General features: G+C 46.8%; 18 protein-coding genes. 16 read left to right on the forward strand and 2 right to left on the reverse strand.

The window, feature by feature from the left end:
- Positions 1-7: 7 nt before the first annotated feature.
- The 5 genes from NRIC_RS06780 (at position 8) to recO (ending at position 4,828) form a co-directional block, all read left to right on the forward strand.
- Positions 8-2,209, forward strand: a complete 2,202-nt coding sequence (locus tag NRIC_RS06780) for an HD family phosphohydrolase (RefSeq protein ID WP_146621936.1) — start codon at positions 8-10, stop codon at positions 2,207-2,209.
- Positions 2,209-2,682, forward strand: coding sequence for an rRNA maturation RNase YbeY (ybeY, locus tag NRIC_RS06785; protein WP_146621937.1), 474 nt, complete (start codon positions 2,209-2,211; stop codon positions 2,680-2,682). The genes NRIC_RS06780 and ybeY overlap by 1 nt, the downstream gene beginning before the upstream one ends.
- Positions 2,660-3,055: a diacylglycerol kinase family protein gene (locus tag NRIC_RS06790; RefSeq protein ID WP_146621938.1), complete on the forward strand. Its 396-nt coding sequence runs from the start codon at positions 2,660-2,662 to the stop codon at positions 3,053-3,055. Before ybeY ends, NRIC_RS06790 begins: the two co-directional genes overlap by 23 nt.
- A 16-nt stretch (positions 3,056-3,071) precedes the next feature.
- Positions 3,072-3,971: a GTPase Era gene (gene era / locus NRIC_RS06795; RefSeq protein ID WP_146621939.1), complete on the forward strand. Its 900-nt coding sequence runs from the start codon at positions 3,072-3,074 to the stop codon at positions 3,969-3,971.
- Between the two features lie 71 nt (positions 3,972-4,042).
- The gene (gene recO / locus NRIC_RS06800) at positions 4,043-4,828 is read left to right on the forward strand and encodes a DNA repair protein RecO (protein WP_146621940.1); all 786 of its coding nucleotides are present in this window, start codon (positions 4,043-4,045) and stop codon (positions 4,826-4,828) included.
- A 29-nt stretch (positions 4,829-4,857) separates the two neighbouring features.
- Here the strand turns inward: recO and NRIC_RS06805 are convergent, their stop codons facing one another.
- Positions 4,858-5,226 (reverse strand): hypothetical protein, encoded by a 369-nt coding sequence (locus NRIC_RS06805; protein ID WP_146621941.1) that lies wholly within the window; start codon positions 5,224-5,226, stop codon positions 4,858-4,860.
- A 270-nt stretch (positions 5,227-5,496) separates the two neighbouring features.
- On the opposite strand from NRIC_RS06805, the gene hisG reads away from it, so the two are divergent.
- From hisG to glyS, 11 genes are all read left to right on the forward strand, one after another.
- Entirely contained in the window at positions 5,497-7,053 is a 1,557-nt protein-coding gene (gene hisG, locus NRIC_RS06810) for an ATP phosphoribosyltransferase (protein WP_146621942.1), read from the forward strand.
- Positions 7,050-8,342 (forward strand): histidinol dehydrogenase, encoded by a 1,293-nt coding sequence (gene hisD / locus NRIC_RS06815; RefSeq protein WP_146621943.1) that lies wholly within the window; start codon positions 7,050-7,052, stop codon positions 8,340-8,342. Before hisG ends, hisD begins: the two co-directional genes overlap by 4 nt.
- The gene (hisC, locus tag NRIC_RS06820) at positions 8,329-9,387 is read left to right on the forward strand and encodes a histidinol-phosphate transaminase (protein ID WP_146621944.1); all 1,059 of its coding nucleotides are present in this window, start codon (positions 8,329-8,331) and stop codon (positions 9,385-9,387) included. The genes hisD and hisC overlap by 14 nt, the downstream gene beginning before the upstream one ends.
- Positions 9,384-9,977, forward strand: a complete 594-nt coding sequence (hisB, locus tag NRIC_RS06825; RefSeq protein ID WP_146621945.1) for an imidazoleglycerol-phosphate dehydratase HisB — start codon at positions 9,384-9,386, stop codon at positions 9,975-9,977. The genes hisC and hisB overlap by 4 nt, the downstream gene beginning before the upstream one ends.
- Before the next feature lie 15 nt (positions 9,978-9,992).
- Complete coding sequence (gene hisH / locus NRIC_RS06830; protein ID WP_146621946.1) at positions 9,993-10,619, forward strand: imidazole glycerol phosphate synthase subunit HisH; 627 nt, start codon at positions 9,993-9,995, stop codon at positions 10,617-10,619.
- On the forward strand, positions 10,616-11,338 hold the full coding sequence (hisA, locus tag NRIC_RS06835; protein ID WP_146621947.1) for a 1-(5-phosphoribosyl)-5-[(5-phosphoribosylamino)methylideneamino]imidazole-4-carboxamide isomerase: 723 nt from the start codon (positions 10,616-10,618) through the stop codon (positions 11,336-11,338). The genes hisH and hisA overlap by 4 nt, the downstream gene beginning before the upstream one ends.
- Positions 11,335-12,093, forward strand: coding sequence for an imidazole glycerol phosphate synthase subunit HisF (hisF, locus tag NRIC_RS06840; RefSeq protein ID WP_146621948.1), 759 nt, complete (start codon positions 11,335-11,337; stop codon positions 12,091-12,093). The genes hisA and hisF overlap by 4 nt, the downstream gene beginning before the upstream one ends.
- 10 nt (positions 12,094-12,103) lie before the next feature.
- Positions 12,104-12,742, forward strand: coding sequence for a bifunctional phosphoribosyl-AMP cyclohydrolase/phosphoribosyl-ATP diphosphatase HisIE (hisIE, locus tag NRIC_RS06845; RefSeq protein WP_146621949.1), 639 nt, complete (start codon positions 12,104-12,106; stop codon positions 12,740-12,742).
- A 63-nt stretch (positions 12,743-12,805) separates the two neighbouring features.
- The gene (locus NRIC_RS06850) at positions 12,806-13,630 is read left to right on the forward strand and encodes a histidinol-phosphatase (protein ID WP_146621950.1); all 825 of its coding nucleotides are present in this window, start codon (positions 12,806-12,808) and stop codon (positions 13,628-13,630) included.
- A 281-nt stretch (positions 13,631-13,911) separates the two neighbouring features.
- Complete coding sequence (gene glyQ, locus NRIC_RS06855; RefSeq protein ID WP_146621951.1) at positions 13,912-14,802, forward strand: glycine--tRNA ligase subunit alpha; 891 nt, start codon at positions 13,912-13,914, stop codon at positions 14,800-14,802.
- A gap of 2 nt (positions 14,803-14,804) precedes the next feature.
- Positions 14,805-16,883, forward strand: a complete 2,079-nt coding sequence (glyS, locus tag NRIC_RS06860; RefSeq protein WP_146621952.1) for a glycine--tRNA ligase subunit beta — start codon at positions 14,805-14,807, stop codon at positions 16,881-16,883.
- Between the two features lie 50 nt (positions 16,884-16,933).
- Here glyS and NRIC_RS06865 read toward each other — a convergent pair whose 3' ends face one another.
- Positions 16,934-17,875: an AEC family transporter gene (locus tag NRIC_RS06865; RefSeq protein WP_146621953.1), complete on the reverse strand. Its 942-nt coding sequence runs from the start codon at positions 17,873-17,875 to the stop codon at positions 16,934-16,936.
- Positions 17,876-17,899 lie beyond the last annotated feature (24 nt).

Raw genomic sequence — 17,899 nt, forward strand, 5'->3', positions numbered from 1 at the left:
GAACGTTATGTTGAATCAACCGATCAATCAGTTGCGCCAAAAACTTGGATCGAAGTTCATTCCCTTGATCTTGGTTCTTTTTGCTTTGATTTTATCTGGGTTGATGTTCACGAGTGTTCGGCAAAAAAGTGTCAACTTTAAAGAAGGACAAGTGGCATCAGAAAGTATTCGAGCGAACAAAACGATCGAGAACAAAACCGAGACTGAGCAAAAGCGCAAGCTTGCTTCTGAAGCGGTGACGCCGGAGTATACGTATCAGCCGGAGTTAGCCGAAACACAGCACGATCGAGTGAGCCAACTGATCGATTTGATCCAGAAAACCAATAGTGAGCTCGATAAAAACTACCAAAGCAAAGTCTCTCAAGCCAAAGATGGAGAGGCGGTACCACAGCCGACAGCCGACGAACGTGTGGCAGCGGTGAAGAAAAATTTTGAAACGATCAATCAGGACGATGTCAGCTTTTACCAGCAGCTTCCTGATGGTTTTTACCAATTGGCTGTTCAGATGAGCTCTCAGCAGCTGGATCAAATCGAATCCAGCAGTCTAAAGCTGATCGACGAGCAGATGGAAAAGCGAATTCGCGAAAGCGATGTTGCTTCTTACAAGCAGCAGGCCAACGATAAGATTGAGGAACAAGGATTAAACGAGGAACAAAATCAGCTGGTTCGCTACTTGATCGAAGATGGAATCGTCGTCAACGATCTGTTGAATGAAAAACGCACGGCAGACTTAAAAGAACAAGCCAGCAACTCAGTTCAGCCGGTAATGATCTATCAAGGGGAGGTCATCGTCCGTGAAGGCAGTCAGATCGATGCCAACGCCTTCAACAAGCTGCAATTACTGGGACTGACCAGTTCGGGCGGCTCCGTCTTTCCGCTGGTGGCAATGATCTTGGCAACCCTGCTGCAAGGCGTAGTTTTATGGTTTTACAGCCGCCAATTTGATGTTGAATTTCAACGGATTCGTTTTATCCTATTTTATTCAGCCTCAATGATTTTCAGTGTGGTGCTGATGAAGTTCTTGCAGGTTTTCCAAAGTACGACCACCAGCAACTTGGCTCTGTTTTTCCCAGCGGCCTTCATTCCGTTGATCCTGACGGTGTTTGTCAATCGGCGTGCCGGAAGTATTGCCGCTGTTTTCCAAACCGTGTTTGCTTTATTTGTGTACTACGCGGCAATTGGAACCAATATGCTGACAATTATTTTGATGACCTACATGTTTTCTGGAGTGTTGGCTGTAATGGTGAAGCAAAAACGGGTCACCGACCAGGCTCGCCAGGCATTGCTGTGGCTGGTCGTCTTTCCTTTCATGTGGAACATTGTGTTGAATGTATACCAGGGCTTGGCGTTTACCAACAGTCAAACTTGGGGAACCTTTATCTGTGCAGCTGCGGGAGCTTTGCTTTCCTTCTTACTGGGAACAGGCCTGCAGCCGTATATTGAATTGTTGGTGACAGACAATGGCGTAATCACCTTAAACGAGTTGAGCAATCCGAACCATCCGCTGCTGAAACAGCTGCTGGAGGAAGCACCGGGAACGTACCACCATTCCATGATGGTAGCGAATCTGAGTGCCAACGCAGTAGCCGAGATCGGCGGACGGTCCTTGCTGACGCGAGTGGCTTGTTATTACCACGATATCGGGAAGATCCGCCATGCCAATTTCTTTGTAGAGAATCTGCCGCCGGGTGCGGAGAATCCGCACAATTTTTTATTGCCGGAAGACAGCAAACAAATTATTTTCGGACACGTAATCGAAGGCGCCAAAATTTTAGAAGAATACAAGATGCCGAAAATGGTGATCGATATTTGTTACCAGCATCATGGTACAACCTTGATGAAATTCTTCTATATGAAAGCCAAAGAACGCAACCCGGAGATCACCGAAGCGGAGTTTCGTTACCCTGGTCCTAAGCCGCAGACCCGAGAAGCGGGCGTGGTGAATATTGCTGACAGCTGTGAAGCGGCTGTTCGGGCGATGGATCATCCGTCAATCGAAAAGATCACGAATTTTGTCCATGATCTGATCGAGGAACGAATTTCCGATGGTCAGCTGGATGATTCCGGCCTGACGTTGAAGGAAATTCGGATCGTCGAAAAATCACTGGTCAGCAGTTTAAGCTCCACCTTCCATTCGCGGATCAAGTATCCGAAAATGCAGTCAGAGGCGGAAAAGATGAAAGAAGAGCAAGAAAGAGGCGAACGGTAATGGACATTACCTTTATTGACGAAACCGAAAAGGTCTCACCAGATAAGATTCAGGAAATCGATGATCTGCTGCAATTTGCGGCAGATCATTTGAAGCTGGCGAAGGATACAGAAATGTCTGTGACGTTTATGGATAATGCAGCGATCCAGACGATTAATCGTGAGTACCGAGGCAAGGATGCTCCGACAGACGTGATCAGCTTTGCACTTGAAGAAGAGGGTGAAGATGAGATGCCCGTCATCTTTGATGCAGAAGACACGATGCCCCGCAATTTAGGCGATATCATGATCTCGATCGAAAGAGCCAGAGAGCAGGCGGAGGATTATGGACACAGTTATGACCGAGAACTGGGCTTTTTGGCGGTTCATGGCTTTCTGCACATCAATGGATATGACCATATGACCCCTGAAGACGAAAAAGTGATGTTTGGACTACAGAAAGAGATTTTGGATGCCTATGGACTTGAAAGATAAACCTGAAAAAAACAAGCATTTTATTACTTCTCTGGAGTTTGCGATTCAGGGAATCAAAACCGTATTTGATGAAGAACGCAACATGCGCAAGCATGTCATTTTTGGTGTGACCGCTATTTTGGCAGGATTGGTTCTGCAGCTGAATCGCTTTGAATGGCTGTGGATCTTATTGGCTGTATTTTTAGTTTGGATCGTTGAAATCATCAATACGGTGTTTGAAAATGTGGTAGACATGTTTACTGATTTCCACTTTCATCCGATTGGAAAGAAGATTAAAGACATGGCGGCAGGAGCTGTCTTAATGACCTCGCTCTTTGCCGTGATCGTGGGAGCGATCATTTTTCTGCCCAAGCTGCTAAGCCTATTCCGATAAAGAAAGGACAAAGGATATGACAGAACATAAATCTGGCTTTATTGCGATCGTCGGTCGTCCGAACGTTGGAAAATCGACGTTGCTAAATCGCATCGTCGGTCAAAAAATTGCTATCATGAGCGACAAGGCCCAAACGACCCGTAATAAAATTCAAGGGGTCTACACGACTGATGAAGCACAACTGGTCTTTATCGATACTCCAGGGATCCACAAACCGAAGCATCGTTTAGGCGACTACATGGTGGAGGCGGCTTACAGCGCGCTGCGAGAAGTCGATGCGATCCTTTTCATGGTCAGTGCCGATCAAAAACGCGGGCGGGGCGATGATTTTATCTTAGAACGCCTGAAGAAACAAGAAGTGCCAGTCTATCTGATCATCAACAAGATCGATACGATCCATCCAGACGATCTGCTGGCAATCATCGACGACTATCGTCAAATCATGGAGTTCAAAGAAATTATTCCTATTTCAGCAACAGAGGGCAACAACGTAGACAATCTAATGGCGACATTGGTCGATCAAATGGAGGAAGGACCTCAATACTTCCCGGACGACCAGATCACCGATCATCCGGAATATTTCGTGGTCTCTGAGTTGGTTCGTGAAAAAGTTCTGCTGCTGACACGAGATGAAGTGCCTCACTCAGTCGCCGTTGTCATCGATTCCATGAAGCGAGAAGAAAACGAAAAGGTCCATATCCAAGCGACAATCATTGTTGAACGCACCAGCCAAAAAGGCATCATCATCGGCAAGGGCGGAAAAATGCTGAAGAATATCGGCACGCAAGCCCGCAAAGACATTGAACGCTTGCTGGGGGATAAGGTCTTTTTAGAGCTGTGGGTCAAGGTCCAGAAAGATTGGCGTGACAAGAAAACTTATTTGCAGGATTACGGCTATCGAAAGGATGACTATTAACGAGAAGGAAAAAGACGGAATACAGTTTCGTCTTTTTTTGCTAGAATAGACGATGACGGAGGTGAGAACCCATGGCGCAGGTCAGCGAATCAAAGGGTTTGATTCTTTTCAGCCGGGACTATAAAGAAAAGGACAAGCTGGTGAAAATATTTACGGAATCGGCAGGCAAGGTGATGTTTTTTGTCAAAGGCATCCATCGGCCGAACAATCCGCTGCGAACAGCAGTCATGCCTTTTACAGAAGCGGTGTACATAGGAAATTTTAAGGCAGACGGACTGTCTTTTTTGAATAGTGCGAAGGCAGTGGAACCGTTTCGCAAGCTGCAGGAGGATATTTTTTTAAACGCGTATGGGTCATATATCCTTGGACTGGCAGATGCGGCGATCGATGATCATGTGTATGATCCAGCTCTGTACGGTTTTACCAAGGAGGCCCTCTCGTTAATGAATGAGGGACAGGATGGGGAGACCATTCTGAATATCTACGAATTGCAGATTATGCAGCGGTTTGGTGTAGCTTTGAACTGGAAAGCTTGTAGTGTCTGCGGCAAGACGACGGGAGCTTTTGATTTCTCCTCCAACTACCATGGCGTTCTCTGCCAGGAGCATTGGCCGATGGATGAGCGGCGTTATCATGCTGATCCGCGTGCTGTTCACTTTTTACGGATGTTTGCTGCGATCTCTTACGATCAGATCAGCAAGGTCCAGCTAAAACCAGAGACCAAGCAGGCGATCCGTCAAACCATCGATCAGTTGTATGAGGAATACATCGGCCTGCATTTAAAAAGCAAACGATTCATTGATCAGATGGGCGAATGGCAAGGGATTTTAAAACCGAAGGAAGACCAAAAAGAATAGGCTGAATGGACAATCGAAATCCATTCAGCCTATTTTTTAAGGTAAAAACAAATTAGTGACCAGGCCAGTGCACCGAGAAATGCCAAGAGCAGATAAACCAGTATTAGACTGAGTGAAACCGCATTCTGGTAGATCAGCATAGACATGCAGCTGCCCACAATAAAAAAGTAAGTGGTATACAACAAAAGACGTACTTGAAGATGCAGGGCCGTTTTGGCCTCTAAAAGATAGGAAAAAAGCAGGAACAGATAGACGATTGGAAAATTCAAAGCGGTTTTGAGCGACCAGCCAGTCCAAAACAGGTCAAGGCCCCAGTCAAACGAAAGCTTCACTAAAACAAAGCTCAATGCGTAGGGCAAAAAGCGAATGGGCTGGCTCTGTTGTTTATTTGACTTCACAATCCTCAACTCCTTCGCACGTTTCTCTTATAAGATAGCGGAAATCAGCTGCTTTGTCGATCGTTTCCAGAAGCATTGATTTTGCGATTTCGTAAGAGATTTTAGAAAAGACGGACGATTAGGAATAACTTTGGGATTTTTTTGAGACTTTCACGGATTTTCATTGACCTTTCATGATAAAATCATTAATATATCTAAAAATAGATTCATCTATTTATCATTTGGTAAAAGATAAAGCGAGGATGGATCGACGAAAGAGGAGTGGTATAGATGAAGGATTTATGGAATGTGCTGCGGCCAGAAGAGCAGATTGAATTGCAATTAAGAAAGCTGTATGGGCAGCATCATTTTCATCTGTATCGCTTGAACAGCTTTGAAGAATTTGACAATTACCAGCAGCAGCGCAATTTTTTAAGAGATTCCAGCATCATTACCTTTACCGGCAATGATGGTCGGACGATGGCCTTGAAGCCGGATGTGACGATCTCGATCGTCAAGAACACGCCTTCTGGAGAACGGCGAAAGGTCTACTATGTGGAGGATGTTTACCGGCATGATCGTCATGAAGGAGAATACCAGAAGATCCAACAGATCGGACTGGAGATTATTGATGAGATCACCGAGAAAGATGAGCTGGAGGCCCTTAGCCTTGCTTGGCAAAGTCTGGCATTAGTTGGCGAGGGAACGCTGGATTTATCACACATCAAGATCATTGATGGGATTTGCGACCGATTTCCTGTGGAGGAACGGGAAAATGTCCTGCAGGCTCTGAATCGGAAGAGTTCTCACGAAATGCGTGATTTGGCAACAATGTATCGCTTGCCGCAACAGGAACAGGAGCATTTAGAGAAATTGGTTCGCTTGTCCGGAACGTTTGATGAGAAGTTTGAAAAGGCTCAGCATCTATTGGCTCTGTTTCCGAAGGCACTGGAAGGCTTGAACGAATTGAAGGTCTTGCAGGAAGCACAGTTGAAGGATCAGTCGCTGTCAGATAAAATCAGGCTGCGTTTGGATTTTTCGATCATCAATGATGCAGATTATTACAGCGGACTGCTGTTTCAAGGCTTTATCAAGGCATCTAAAGAAATTATTTTACATGGCGGCCGTTATGATCACCTGCTGGAGCGGCAAGGGAAAAGTCAAGGGGCGATCGGCTTTGGAATGAAGCTGAATGATGCAGGAATCAAGACAGCTCCGAAGGATTCAGAATATCTTAACATTGCATTGCCGAAAGGCCGCATGGGAGATAAAGTGTATCAGCTGTTCACGCAAGCGGGAATCGCTTCGGAAGGTGTTTTTGAAGACAATCGCAAATTAATCTTTGTCGATGAGGCGAAAAAGCTGCGTTTCTTCCTAGTGAAGCCCAGTGATGTGGCGATCTATGTGGAGCATGGGGCAGCCGATATAGGGGTCGTTGGAAAAGACGTGTTGTTGGAAAACGCGGCCGACGTGATTGAGTTTTTGGATCTGCATCTGGGGAAATGCAAGATCGCCGTGGCGGCCTGCAATAATTTCCAAGAAGATGAAAGCCGTCCGTTGCGAATCTCGACTAAGTATCCGCGCATCACCCGCAAGTATTACAATGGTTTGGGCCGTTCGATCGAGATCATTCCGCTTCACGGGTCGATCGAGCTGGCACCGCTTTTGGACCTGTCCGATGTGATCGTTGATATCGTGGAGACGGGCACGACCTTGAAGGAAAATGATTTAAAAGTGATTCAAGATATTTGTCCCTCCTCAGCGCGATTGATTATCAATCATGCCACATGGCGTTTTAAACAGCAGCGGATTCAAGAAGTGATTGAGAAAGTGAGGCATCAGCTATGAGAGTTTTCTCGACTGAGACACATACAACCAAAGAGATCCTGCAACGAAAAATGTCTGAAACGATTGACGTTTCGGCCACAGTTTCAACGATTTTAGAACAAGTGAATACACAAGGCGATTCCGCTTTGTATCAATTGACCAAAGACATTGATCAGGTGGAGCTGTCCGCGTTGCGGGTCTCGACGGAGGAGATTGAAGCAGGGATGTCTTCCATCTCTGAAGATCTGCTGCGGGTGATTCAGCAGGCGAAGGAAAATATTCTAGCTTTTCATAAAAAACAGGTACGAGAAGGCTTTGTATCGACTGACTCCAAAGGTTTAGTGATGGGACAGCGTATATTGCCATTAGCGGCAGTGGGGGTCTATGTGCCTGGTGGAACCGCGGCCTATCCCAGCACTGTACTGATGGATGTGCTGCCGGCTAAGATAGCGGGGGTCGAAAAGATTGTGATGGTCACTCCACCGAGCCAAGCAGGAACCATTCCGGCTGCGATTCTGGCAGCTGCGAAAATAGCCGGTGTCGACGAGATTTATAAAATCGGCGGAGCCCAAGCAATTGCTGCCTTGGCTTATGGCACGGAGACGATTCCTCGTGTGGACAAGATCGTCGGTCCGGGAAATATTTATGTGGCCACCGCTAAACGAATGGTCTATGGTCAAGTAGATATTGATATGATTGCAGGACCGAGTGACGTTTTGATCGTTGCAGATGAACAGGCGAACCCGCAATGGGTGGCGGCCGATTTGCTGGCTCAAGCTGAACACGATGTGTTGGCACAGGCGATTTTAGTAACTACCAGTCAGCGGATTGTTACGGAAGTTCAGACTGCCCTTTCAGAGCAGCTGGAAGAACTCCCGCGCCAAGCGATCGCTCAGGAGTCCATCGAGACGAACGGCAAAATCATTTTGGTTCGTGATTTGGCTGAAGCGCTTGAACTGGCCAATCGTATCGCTCCTGAGCATTTGGAATTGGCTGTCGAAAAGCCGTTTGATCTGTTAGGAAAGGTGAAAAATGCGGGGAGTGTCTTTTTAGGCAACTACACACCTGAAGCGCTTGGGGATTATTTTGCTGGACCCAATCATACGCTGCCCACGGAAGGGACCGCCCGGTTTTATTCGCCTTTGTCAGTGGATGATTTCGTGAAAAAAAGCAGCTATTTGTACTATTCCAAAGCGGCTTTATCTGAAGTGACCGAGGATGTTGCGTTGTTTGCCCAAAGCGAGGGGCTGGATGGACATGCCCGCTCAATGACGATTCGAATGGAGGACCCGCAAAATGACTTTTCTTAATCAAAAATATGAACGCTTGATTCCTTATACTCCTGGTGAACAGCCCCAAAATCAGTCGCTGATCAAGCTGAACACCAACGAGAGTCCATTTGAACCAGCACCTGGAGTCAAAAAGGCTGTCGAAGCAGCAGCGGCTACGTTGAACCGCTATTGCGACACTTCGACCCACGTGGTGATCAAACCATTGGCCAAACAATTAAGTGTCCAAGAGGATCAGCTGTTTTTAGGCAACGGCAGTGATGAAGTCCTGTCTTACATCTTCCAAGGCTTTACGGAAAAAGGGATCGCTTTTCCGGATGTAACCTACGGCTTTTATCAAATTTATTGCGACATGTATCAGGTAGAAGCGACGGTCGTTCCGTTGAAGGATGATTTTACACTAGAATTGGCAGCCTATGATGCATTGGAGGGTGCAGTGATCATCGCCAATCCCAATGCACCGACGGGATTGCTGCTGAGCTATCAGACAATTTGCGCGTTTCTCGATCGGCACCCAAATCGTTTAGTCATCGTTGATGAAGCCTATATTGATTTTGGCGGAGAATCGATGGTGCCCTATATCGATCAGTATCCGAATTTGATCGTGGTAGGAACCTTTTCGAAATCGCGGCAATTGGCCGGAGCCCGTTTAGGCTATGGAGCAGCCAACAGCCAGCTGATCAGTGATTTAAATCGCTTGAAATACAGTGTGAATCCATACAACATCAATAGTTTGACTCAGGCAGCCGGAGCCGCAGTGTTGGCTGAGCAGGAGTATGTCGAACGGTGTATCGAAAAAACCATTGCGGCCAGAAAGTGGAGCAGTGCAGCAATGAAGCAATTGGGTTTTGAGATGACTGACAGCTATTGCAATTTTCTTTTTGTACGCCATCCAAAGGTTTCGGGAGAAGCATTGTTTTTGGCGTTGCGGGAAAAAAATATCTTGGTTCGCTGGTTCAATCAGCCTAGAACCAAAGACTACTTGCGAATTTCGGTAGGAACACAGGAACAGATGGAGCAGTTGGTAAAAGCATTGCAGGAAATCTTGAAAGAGGTGCAGGTATGAGAAAAGCAGAGATCATTCGCAACACATCGGAAACCAAGATCCAATTAAAGTTGAACATCGATGGCACAGGGCAGCAAAAGATCAAGACAGGTGTAGGCTTTTTAGATCATATGCTGGAGCTGTTCGCTCGGCACGGTCGTTTTGATTTGGAAATCGTATGCGACGGCGATGTGTATGTCGATGCGCATCATACGACAGAGGACATCGGTATTGCCATCGGGCGGGCATTTTCAGAGGCCTTAGGCGAACGTCGCGGAATCAAGCGCTACGGCAGCATGCTTCTGCCGATGGATGAAGCACTGGTGATGACGGCTTTGGACATCAGCGGCCGCGGGATGGCAGTGGTAGAATTGGCGATTCCAACTGAAAAAATCGGCCAGCAATTCGATACGGAGTTGGTGGAGGAATTCTTTATTGCTTTGGCTCGTGAGCTGGGAGCGACCATCCATCTGCATCAAGTTGCCGGGAAAAACAGCCACCACATCGTTGAAGCCTGCTTCAAGGGAATCGGCCGTGCACTGGGAGAAGCAGTCACGATCAACCAGGCTGCACCGGATGAGATCCCCTCAACGAAAGGAACGATCATTTAGACTGGAGGAAAAAATGTGATAGCAATCATTGACTACGGTGTCGGGAATTTGTTCAGTCTTGCCCGTTCTTTGGAATACATTGGCGCGGAAAGTGTCGTCACGCGCGACCTAAAACAGCTGGAGAAAGCCGACCAGGTCATTCTTCCAGGGGTGGGGGCCTTTGGCGATGCAGTCAACAAGCTGCAAGAGCTGGCGCTGATCGAACCGATTAAGGCGTTGGCAGCGTCGGGAAAACCCTTTTTAGGCATTTGTCTGGGGATGCAGCTGTTGTTTGAAACGAGTGAAGAATTCGGAACGCATCAAGGATTGGGGCTGGTTCCGGGTCGAATCGTTTCGATGACCGAGGCTTTTCAACAGCAGCAGATCGACTTGAAGGTTCCTCAAATCGGTTGGAATCAGCTGGAGATCCTCCAGGCAGAGTGTCCGTTGATGAAGGAAGTTCAACCGGGTGATTATGTTTATTATGTCCACAGTTATTATGGAGTAGAATGTGAAAAGTCATTAGTCGCATTTAGCGAGTATGGAGTCAAGGTTCCCGGTGTCGTGCAAAACGGCAACGTCTTTGGTACCCAATTCCATCCGGAAAAAAGCGGGGAAGTCGGCTTGAACATGTTGAAGGCATTTGCGGAGGTGACAAGATGAAAATTTTTCCAGCAATTGATTTGTTGAATAAAAAGGTCGTGCGTTTGTACCAAGGCGATTATCAAAAACAGGAGATTTTTGGCGATGATCCTGTTGCGTTTGCGAAAGAATTTGAAGCCGCAGGCGCAGAATACCTTCACTTAGTGGATTTGGATGGTGCTAAAGCAGGAAGCCTGCATTATTTTGACATCGCCAAACAGATCGTTGAGGCCACTGATCTTTTTGTTGAGGTCGGAGGCGGTATTCGTGATGAAGCTACAATCAATCACTGCTTGGATGCAGGTGTTCATCGAGTGATCTTAGGGACGATTGCTCAAAAAGATCCTCAGTTTACCCAAGAGATGCTGAAAAAATATGGATCGCAGATCGCAATCGGCGTGGATGCTAAGGACGGGAAGGTCGCTGTTGAGGGCTGGTTGGAAACCACGGAAACGGATGCCCTCGCTTTTTGCCGTCAGCTTCAAGCGTGGGGAGCAAAGACCATCATCTTTACAGAAATCTCCCGCGACGGAACAGGATTAGGCATCAACATTCCCCTGTATCAGCAGCTGAATCAGCTTGATCTGGAAATCGTCGCATCTGGCGGTGTAGCCGCTCTAACAGATATCGAGGAGCTTCGGAAGATCCACATTGGCGGTGCTATCGTCGGCAAGGCTTTGTACAGCGGAAATTTGAAGCTGACCGACGTACTGGCAGCCAGCAAGGGGGACGACCAATGATCGCCAAACGAATCATCCCGTGTTTAGATGTGCGCGACGGTCGAGTGGTCAAGGGCGTTAATTTTGCCGGGCTGCAGGATGTCAATGATCCAATCACCTTGGCCCGCTTTTACAATCAACAGGGCGCCGATGAGCTCGTGTTTTACGACATCACTGCTTCGGCAGAAGGACGAGAATTGTTTACAGATATTTTAGAAGGCGTGGCTTCGGAGGTTTTTATTCCTTTGACAGTTGGTGGCGGGATCAATGAGGTCAGCGATTTTGAACGTGTCTTGAATTGCGGCGCAGACAAGGTTAGTGTGAATTCAGGCGCATTGCGAAATCCACGATTGATCGAAGAAGGTGCCAAGCGCTATGGCAGTCAATGTGTTGTTTTGTCAGTTGATATCCGTAAGGTCGGTGACCAGTGGCGAGTGTTTGCTAAAGGCGGTCGTGAGGATACTGGTTTGGATGCCTTGGAATGGATCAAGCAAGGAGACGCGCTGGGTGCCGGAGAGCTCGTGGTTAACAGCATGGATACTGATGGGGTCAAACGAGGCTTTGACTTGCCGCTGCTGCAGGCAGTCAGTGAACTGACCAACCTGCCGATCGTCGCGTCTGGCGGTGCGGGAAAGGTACAGGATTTCTATGAGCTGTTCCAACTGCCTAAGATTGAGGCCGGCCTTGCTGCGTCAATTTTTCATTACGGAGAAGTCAAGATCCCTGAGTTGAAACAAGAACTGGCAGACCAGCAGATACCAATGCGGATCATTTAAGGAGGAGCATATGAAAGTATCATTTGATGAACAAGGCTTGATCCCTGTGATTGTTCAAGACGTAGAGACGGATCAGGTATTGACCTTGGCCTATATGAATCAGGAAAGCTTGGAGTTAACGCTGAAGGATCGTTTGATGACCTTTTATTCTCGCAGCCGCCAAGAATTATGGCGTAAGGGCGAAACCAGCGGAAACTACCAACATCTGGTTTCGTTGACTGCGGATTGTGATCAGGATGCACTAGTCGCCAAAGTAAAAAAAGAGGGTCCGGCTTGTCATACTGGAACAGAGAGCTGTTTTACAGAGGTTCTGTTCGAGGATCAAAAAACTGAAGGAAAACTACAATTGGGGGCATTATACCAACTAATCAGCGAACGCAAAAACGAGACGAAAGAAGGCAGCTACACCAGCTATTTGTTTGAAAAGGGCAAAGAAAAGATTTTGAAGAAGGTCGGCGAAGAATCAACGGAGGTCGTGATTGGTGCCATGAAGGAAGATCAGCAGGAAACTATTTTTGAGGTTGCTGATTTGGCCTATCATCTGCTAGTATTAATGGTAGAAATGGGGATCACAGTTGAGGATGTTCGCCAAGAACTGTCAAAACGTCATGTGGTCGATCATAAAGTAAAGCAAGAAAGACTGCAATAGCCTGTCTTCAGTGTGGTCGAGAGGACAGGAGCACGGAGTACCTGAATGTAAGGGAGGGTTTCGATGTTTTATTCTAATGCACACACTCACAGTACGTGGTGTGACGGCAAAGACACACTGATTGCAATGGCAGAGGCAGCACTTCAGATCGGCTTCACGGATATCGGCTTTACCAGCCATTCTTCCGCCCCTTTTGATCCATCTTGTCCGGGTGTTTCTGACGAGGAGGGTTACCAAAAGGAGATCAAGGAAGTTCAAAAGCATCTGCAAGGACAGTTGACGATTCTGACAGGTCTGGAGTGGGATTATTATAGTCCTGCACCCCAAGAGGGCTATGACTATTTTGTCGGATCAGTCCATTATTTCCCGCCGCGGGATGGGGAATATCGGTCAGTGGACGAAAGTCCAGAGAGTCTGATGCGAACGCTGGACGACTGGTATGAAGGTGATAAAATCAAGATGGTTCAGGACTATTATGAAACCATCGTGAAGCATGTGGACCAACACCGGCCTAAGATCGTCGGTCATTTCGATCTGATCACGAAATTTAATGAAAAGAAGCCTTGGCTGGATGAAGAAAGTCCGGTCTATCAAAAGGTTGCTTTAAAGACCTTGAACGACGTGATCGATCTGGTCAAAAGTTACGATGGGCTGATCGAAATCAATACGGGAGCTATTTCACGAAATTGGCGAACCCAGCCGTATCCGAATCCCTTCTTGTTGCGCCAAATGCAGGAGCGAGCGTGTCCAGTCATCGTGACTAGCGACAGCCACGAGATTGGTACTTTGAATTGTCATTTTGCGGAAACAGAAGAATTACTGAAAAGCGTAGGCTTTACTTCAACGGTACAGCTGAAAGACGGTGTTTTTCAAAAGATTCCTCTTTAGGGGAAATTCGATTTGACAAAATGACCTAAAAGTCGCTATTATAGTAGCAAGTTAATAGGTGCGAGGAGCAAAAAAAGAGATTCATCCCTCAGGATAGCGAGTTCGGAGCAGTGGAAGCCGAATATGATATGGATCATCGCAGGCGTTTGTGAGCACAGAAGAAAAAAGCTGCCGGGTCAGGAGACCTGGAAGTAGGGTGGAACCGCGTTGATACGTCCCTATGTCTGATACCAGACATAGGGACTTTTTTCATTTTGGCAAAAAAACAAGGAGGAAATCAAATGAGTAAAAAAAACATGCAAGAAATCATTTTGACTTTGCAGACGTTTTGGTCTGACAACGGCTGTATGCTGATGCAGGCATATGATACAGAAAAAGGGGCGGGAACCATGAGTCCCTATACGTTTTTACGTGCGATTGGGCCAGAGCCTTGGCGGGCAGCTTACGTAGAACCGTCTCGTCGTCCTGCAGACGGTCGTTATGGCGAAAATCCAAACCGTCTTTACCAGCATCATCAATTCCAGGTCGTTATGAAGCCCTCACCAAAAAATATTCAAGAATTGTATTTAGAAAGCTTACGGCTGCTGGGGATCGATCCTTTGGAGCATGACATTCGTTTCGTAGAAGATAACTGGGAAAACCCTTCGATGGGCTGTGCAGGTCTAGGCTGGGAAGTTTGGCTGGACGGCATGGAGGTCACTCAGTTCACGTATTTCCAACAAGTCGGCGGTCTGCCTTGCCACCCAGTGACAGCTGAATTGACGTATGGTTTAGAACGGTTGGCCTCGTATATCCAAGAAGTCGAAAGTGTCTACGATCTGCAATGGTCTGCAGATGTTAAATACGGAGAGATATTCAAGCAGCCTGAATACGAGCATTCCAAATATTCCTTTGAAGTCAGCGATCAGCAAATGCTGTTGGAAAACTTCGACAAATTTGAAAAAGAAGCGCAGCGTTGTATCGATGACGATTTGGTCCATCCAGCCTATGATTACATTTTGAAATGCAGTCATACTTTCAATTTGTTGGATGCACGGGGCGCCGTTTCCGTGACAGAACGTGCAGGCTATTTGGCGCGAATCCGCAATATGGCTCGTTCAGTTGCGAAAATTTTCGTGGCAGAACGTGAAAAATTAGGATTCCCATTGTTGAATCATGAGGAGGTCAAATAAAAATGGCAAAAGATCTATTATTGGAAATTGGTTTAGAGGAAATGCCAGCCCATGTGGTTTGGCCCAGCAGCAAACAATTGGAAGAACGGGTATCCGCCTTTTTAGAGGAACAAAACCTGACCTTTGGCTCGATCGAAAACTTTTCAACTCCTCGTCGCTTGGGGATTCGTGTGACCGACATCCCTGACCGACAAGAAGATGTGCAGGAAGAAGTCAAGGGACCTGCGAAGAAGATCGCTCAGGATGCGGAAGGCAATTGGAGCAAAGCAGCAGAAGGCTTTGTTCGCGGACAAGGCTTGACGACAGATGCGATTACATTCAGAGAAGTCAATGGAACTGAATATGTTTATGTGACGAAGTACATTCACGGAAAAGACAGTAAAGACGTTTTAACGGGCTTAGACACGGTGATCAAAAGCATGACTTTCCCGGTGACGATGCACTGGGGCGACAATTCGTTTGAATATATCCGTCCTATCCATTGGATCGTGGCGCTGCTGGATGATGAAGTGATCCCATTTACTTTATTGGATGTGACTACCGGCAGAGAAACGCTAGGCCATCGCTTTTTAGGGAACACAGCTATGCTGGTGAATCCAAGTGAATACGAAGCAAAATTAAAAGAACAATTCGTGATTGCCAATGCCCAAGAGCGTCAGCAAATGATCATCGATCAAATCAATGTGTTGGCAGCAGAACACAAGTGGCAAGTTAATCTGGATGCGGACCTGCTGGAGGAAGTCACGAACTTGGTAGAGTACCCAACCGTTTTTATTGGCGATTTTGAAGAACGATTCTTGTCTGTCCCTGAAGAGGTCTTAGTCACCTCTATGAAGGAACATCAACGCTATTTTGAAGTTCGAAATCAAGCAGGCATGCTGCTGCCGCATTTCATTTCCGTGCGAAACGGCAACCGAGTCAAGTTAGAGAACGTCATCAAAGGCAATCAAAAAGTGCTGACTGCTCGGCTGGAGGACGCGGATTTCTTCTACGAGGAAGATAAGAAGCTGTCAATCGAAGAATGTGTCGAAAAGCTGAAAAATGTCACTTTCCACGAGAAGATCGGCAGTATGTATGAAAAAATGCAGCGGGTAGGCATGATCAGTCAGATTATCGGAAAAAGTGTCGGCCTGACTGCTGAGGAATTGACCGCATTGAAACGCGCAGCGGAAATCTATAAATTTGACCTAGTCACCAACATGGTCGGTGAATTCTCTGAGCTGCAGGGAATCATGGGAGAAAAATATGCTCGCTTAAAAGGAGAAAGTCCGGCGGTTGCTCAGGCGATTCGAGAGCACTATATGCCGGTTTCCGCAGAAGGCGATTTGCCGGAATCAAATGTAGGCGCGGTCTTGGCAATTGCCGACAAACTGGACAGTGTTTTTGGTTTCTTTGCAGTGGGGATGGTGCCTAGTGGTTCCAATGACCCTTATGCGTTGAGAAGACAAACCTACGGCATCGTTCGAATCATCGAAGCAAAAGGCTGGACCTTCCCATTCACAGCGATGCATGGAAAAATCGTTGAGGCGATCAATGCAGACGAGCTGAACTATGGGATCCACTTTGATCAAGACCAGCAGGCTGTAGTCAATTTCTTCAAAGGGCGTTTGCGACAACGACTACAACTACAAAACATCCGGCATGACTTGATTGATGCCGTATTGGATTCAAAACAGGACGATCTGACCCAAATCTTTGAAGCAGCTCGAATCTTTGATCAGCATACCAAAGACATGGACTTCAAGGAAGCAATGGAGGCCTTGACACGTGTGATCAATCTGGCTAAGAAGAAAGAGCCAGAAACAGTTACCCAGCAGGTCGATCCAAGTCTGTTTGAAAATGACAGTGAGCAGGAATTGTATCAAGCAGTTAAAGAAGTACAAGATCAATTTGGCGAGCAGTCCATGGCGGAAAATTATCAAATGCTGGCTGATCTGCGGCCAGTGATCGAACGCTATTTCAATCAAACCATGGTCATGGCAGAGGACGAGCAGGTACGCAACAATCGGCTGAGCCAGTTGGCTCAGATCGCCGATATCGCTGAAGCGTTGGCAAGTATCGATAAGATCATCACCAAATAAGACGAAGAAACCCACGCCGCTGGCAGAGACAGCGCGTGGGTTTCGTTTTGTTATAAAATCAATTTCAGCAGCAAAGGAATATAAAGCAGATAGATCAAGACAGAATAACCGAGTGAAGCAGCGGCATATTGCTGATCACCACCGTAGGAGCGGGCTAGGATCGGTACTGAATTTTGCACTGGCATGGCAGCTTGAATAATGAAAACCGACAGCATCAAAGGCGGTACGGGAATCCATTGCCCTAGCAGCCAGACGATCAGCGGAGAAAAAAGATAGCGGCCAATCAAGACGCCGAAAATGTCTTTGTTCATGGTCAGATTGCGTATTCCAACGTTATAGACGATAATCCCAATGACAAACATCGATAAGGGAGTAGTCAGATTTCCTAGGTACGCGAGAAAAGTTGCTGCTTCTTGCGGCATCGGCAGATTCAGCAGTACCCAGCCGACACCGATCAAAAAACCCAGCAGAGCAGGTGAAAAAATCTTTTTCAGAACCTGTACAGGGTGGAAGTGCACCTTGGCCTGTTCAATCTGCGGGTGGTCTTTGGCGATCAGATAGATCCCGATCGTCCAGAACAATGTAGTGTTGACGATATAATACAGAAGGACGTAAGGAACGGACTGTTCTCCGAAGATCGCCAAATTGATCGGCAACCCGATGAAAATAGTGTTTGAACAGGTAAACATCGTTGAAAACGCCCCTTGACGCCCTTCACTGACCTTTCCCAGTCTGACATAGACATAACTGATGGCAAATGTTACCAGCATTGAGATCAGCGGGATGATCATGCCGTTGAACAATTCTAAAAAGGCTTCGCGCGAAAAATTCCTAGTGATGTTTAAAAACATATTGGCAGGCAGGGCGATCTGTAGAACCAGTTTCGAAAAAACATCTCCTACCAGATTGTTGAATAATTGCTTATAGGTTAAATAGTAGCCCATGAACATGAGGGCAAAGATCAGGAAAATATTTATGTACGCAGACAGCATCGTTTTTTACACCTCACATCAACT

Origin of the sequence: Enterococcus florum (genome assembly GCF_004309355.1) — a bacterium.
In the GTDB taxonomy this organism is placed as follows: Bacteria; Bacillota; Bacilli; order Lactobacillales; family Enterococcaceae; genus Enterococcus_A; species Enterococcus_A florum.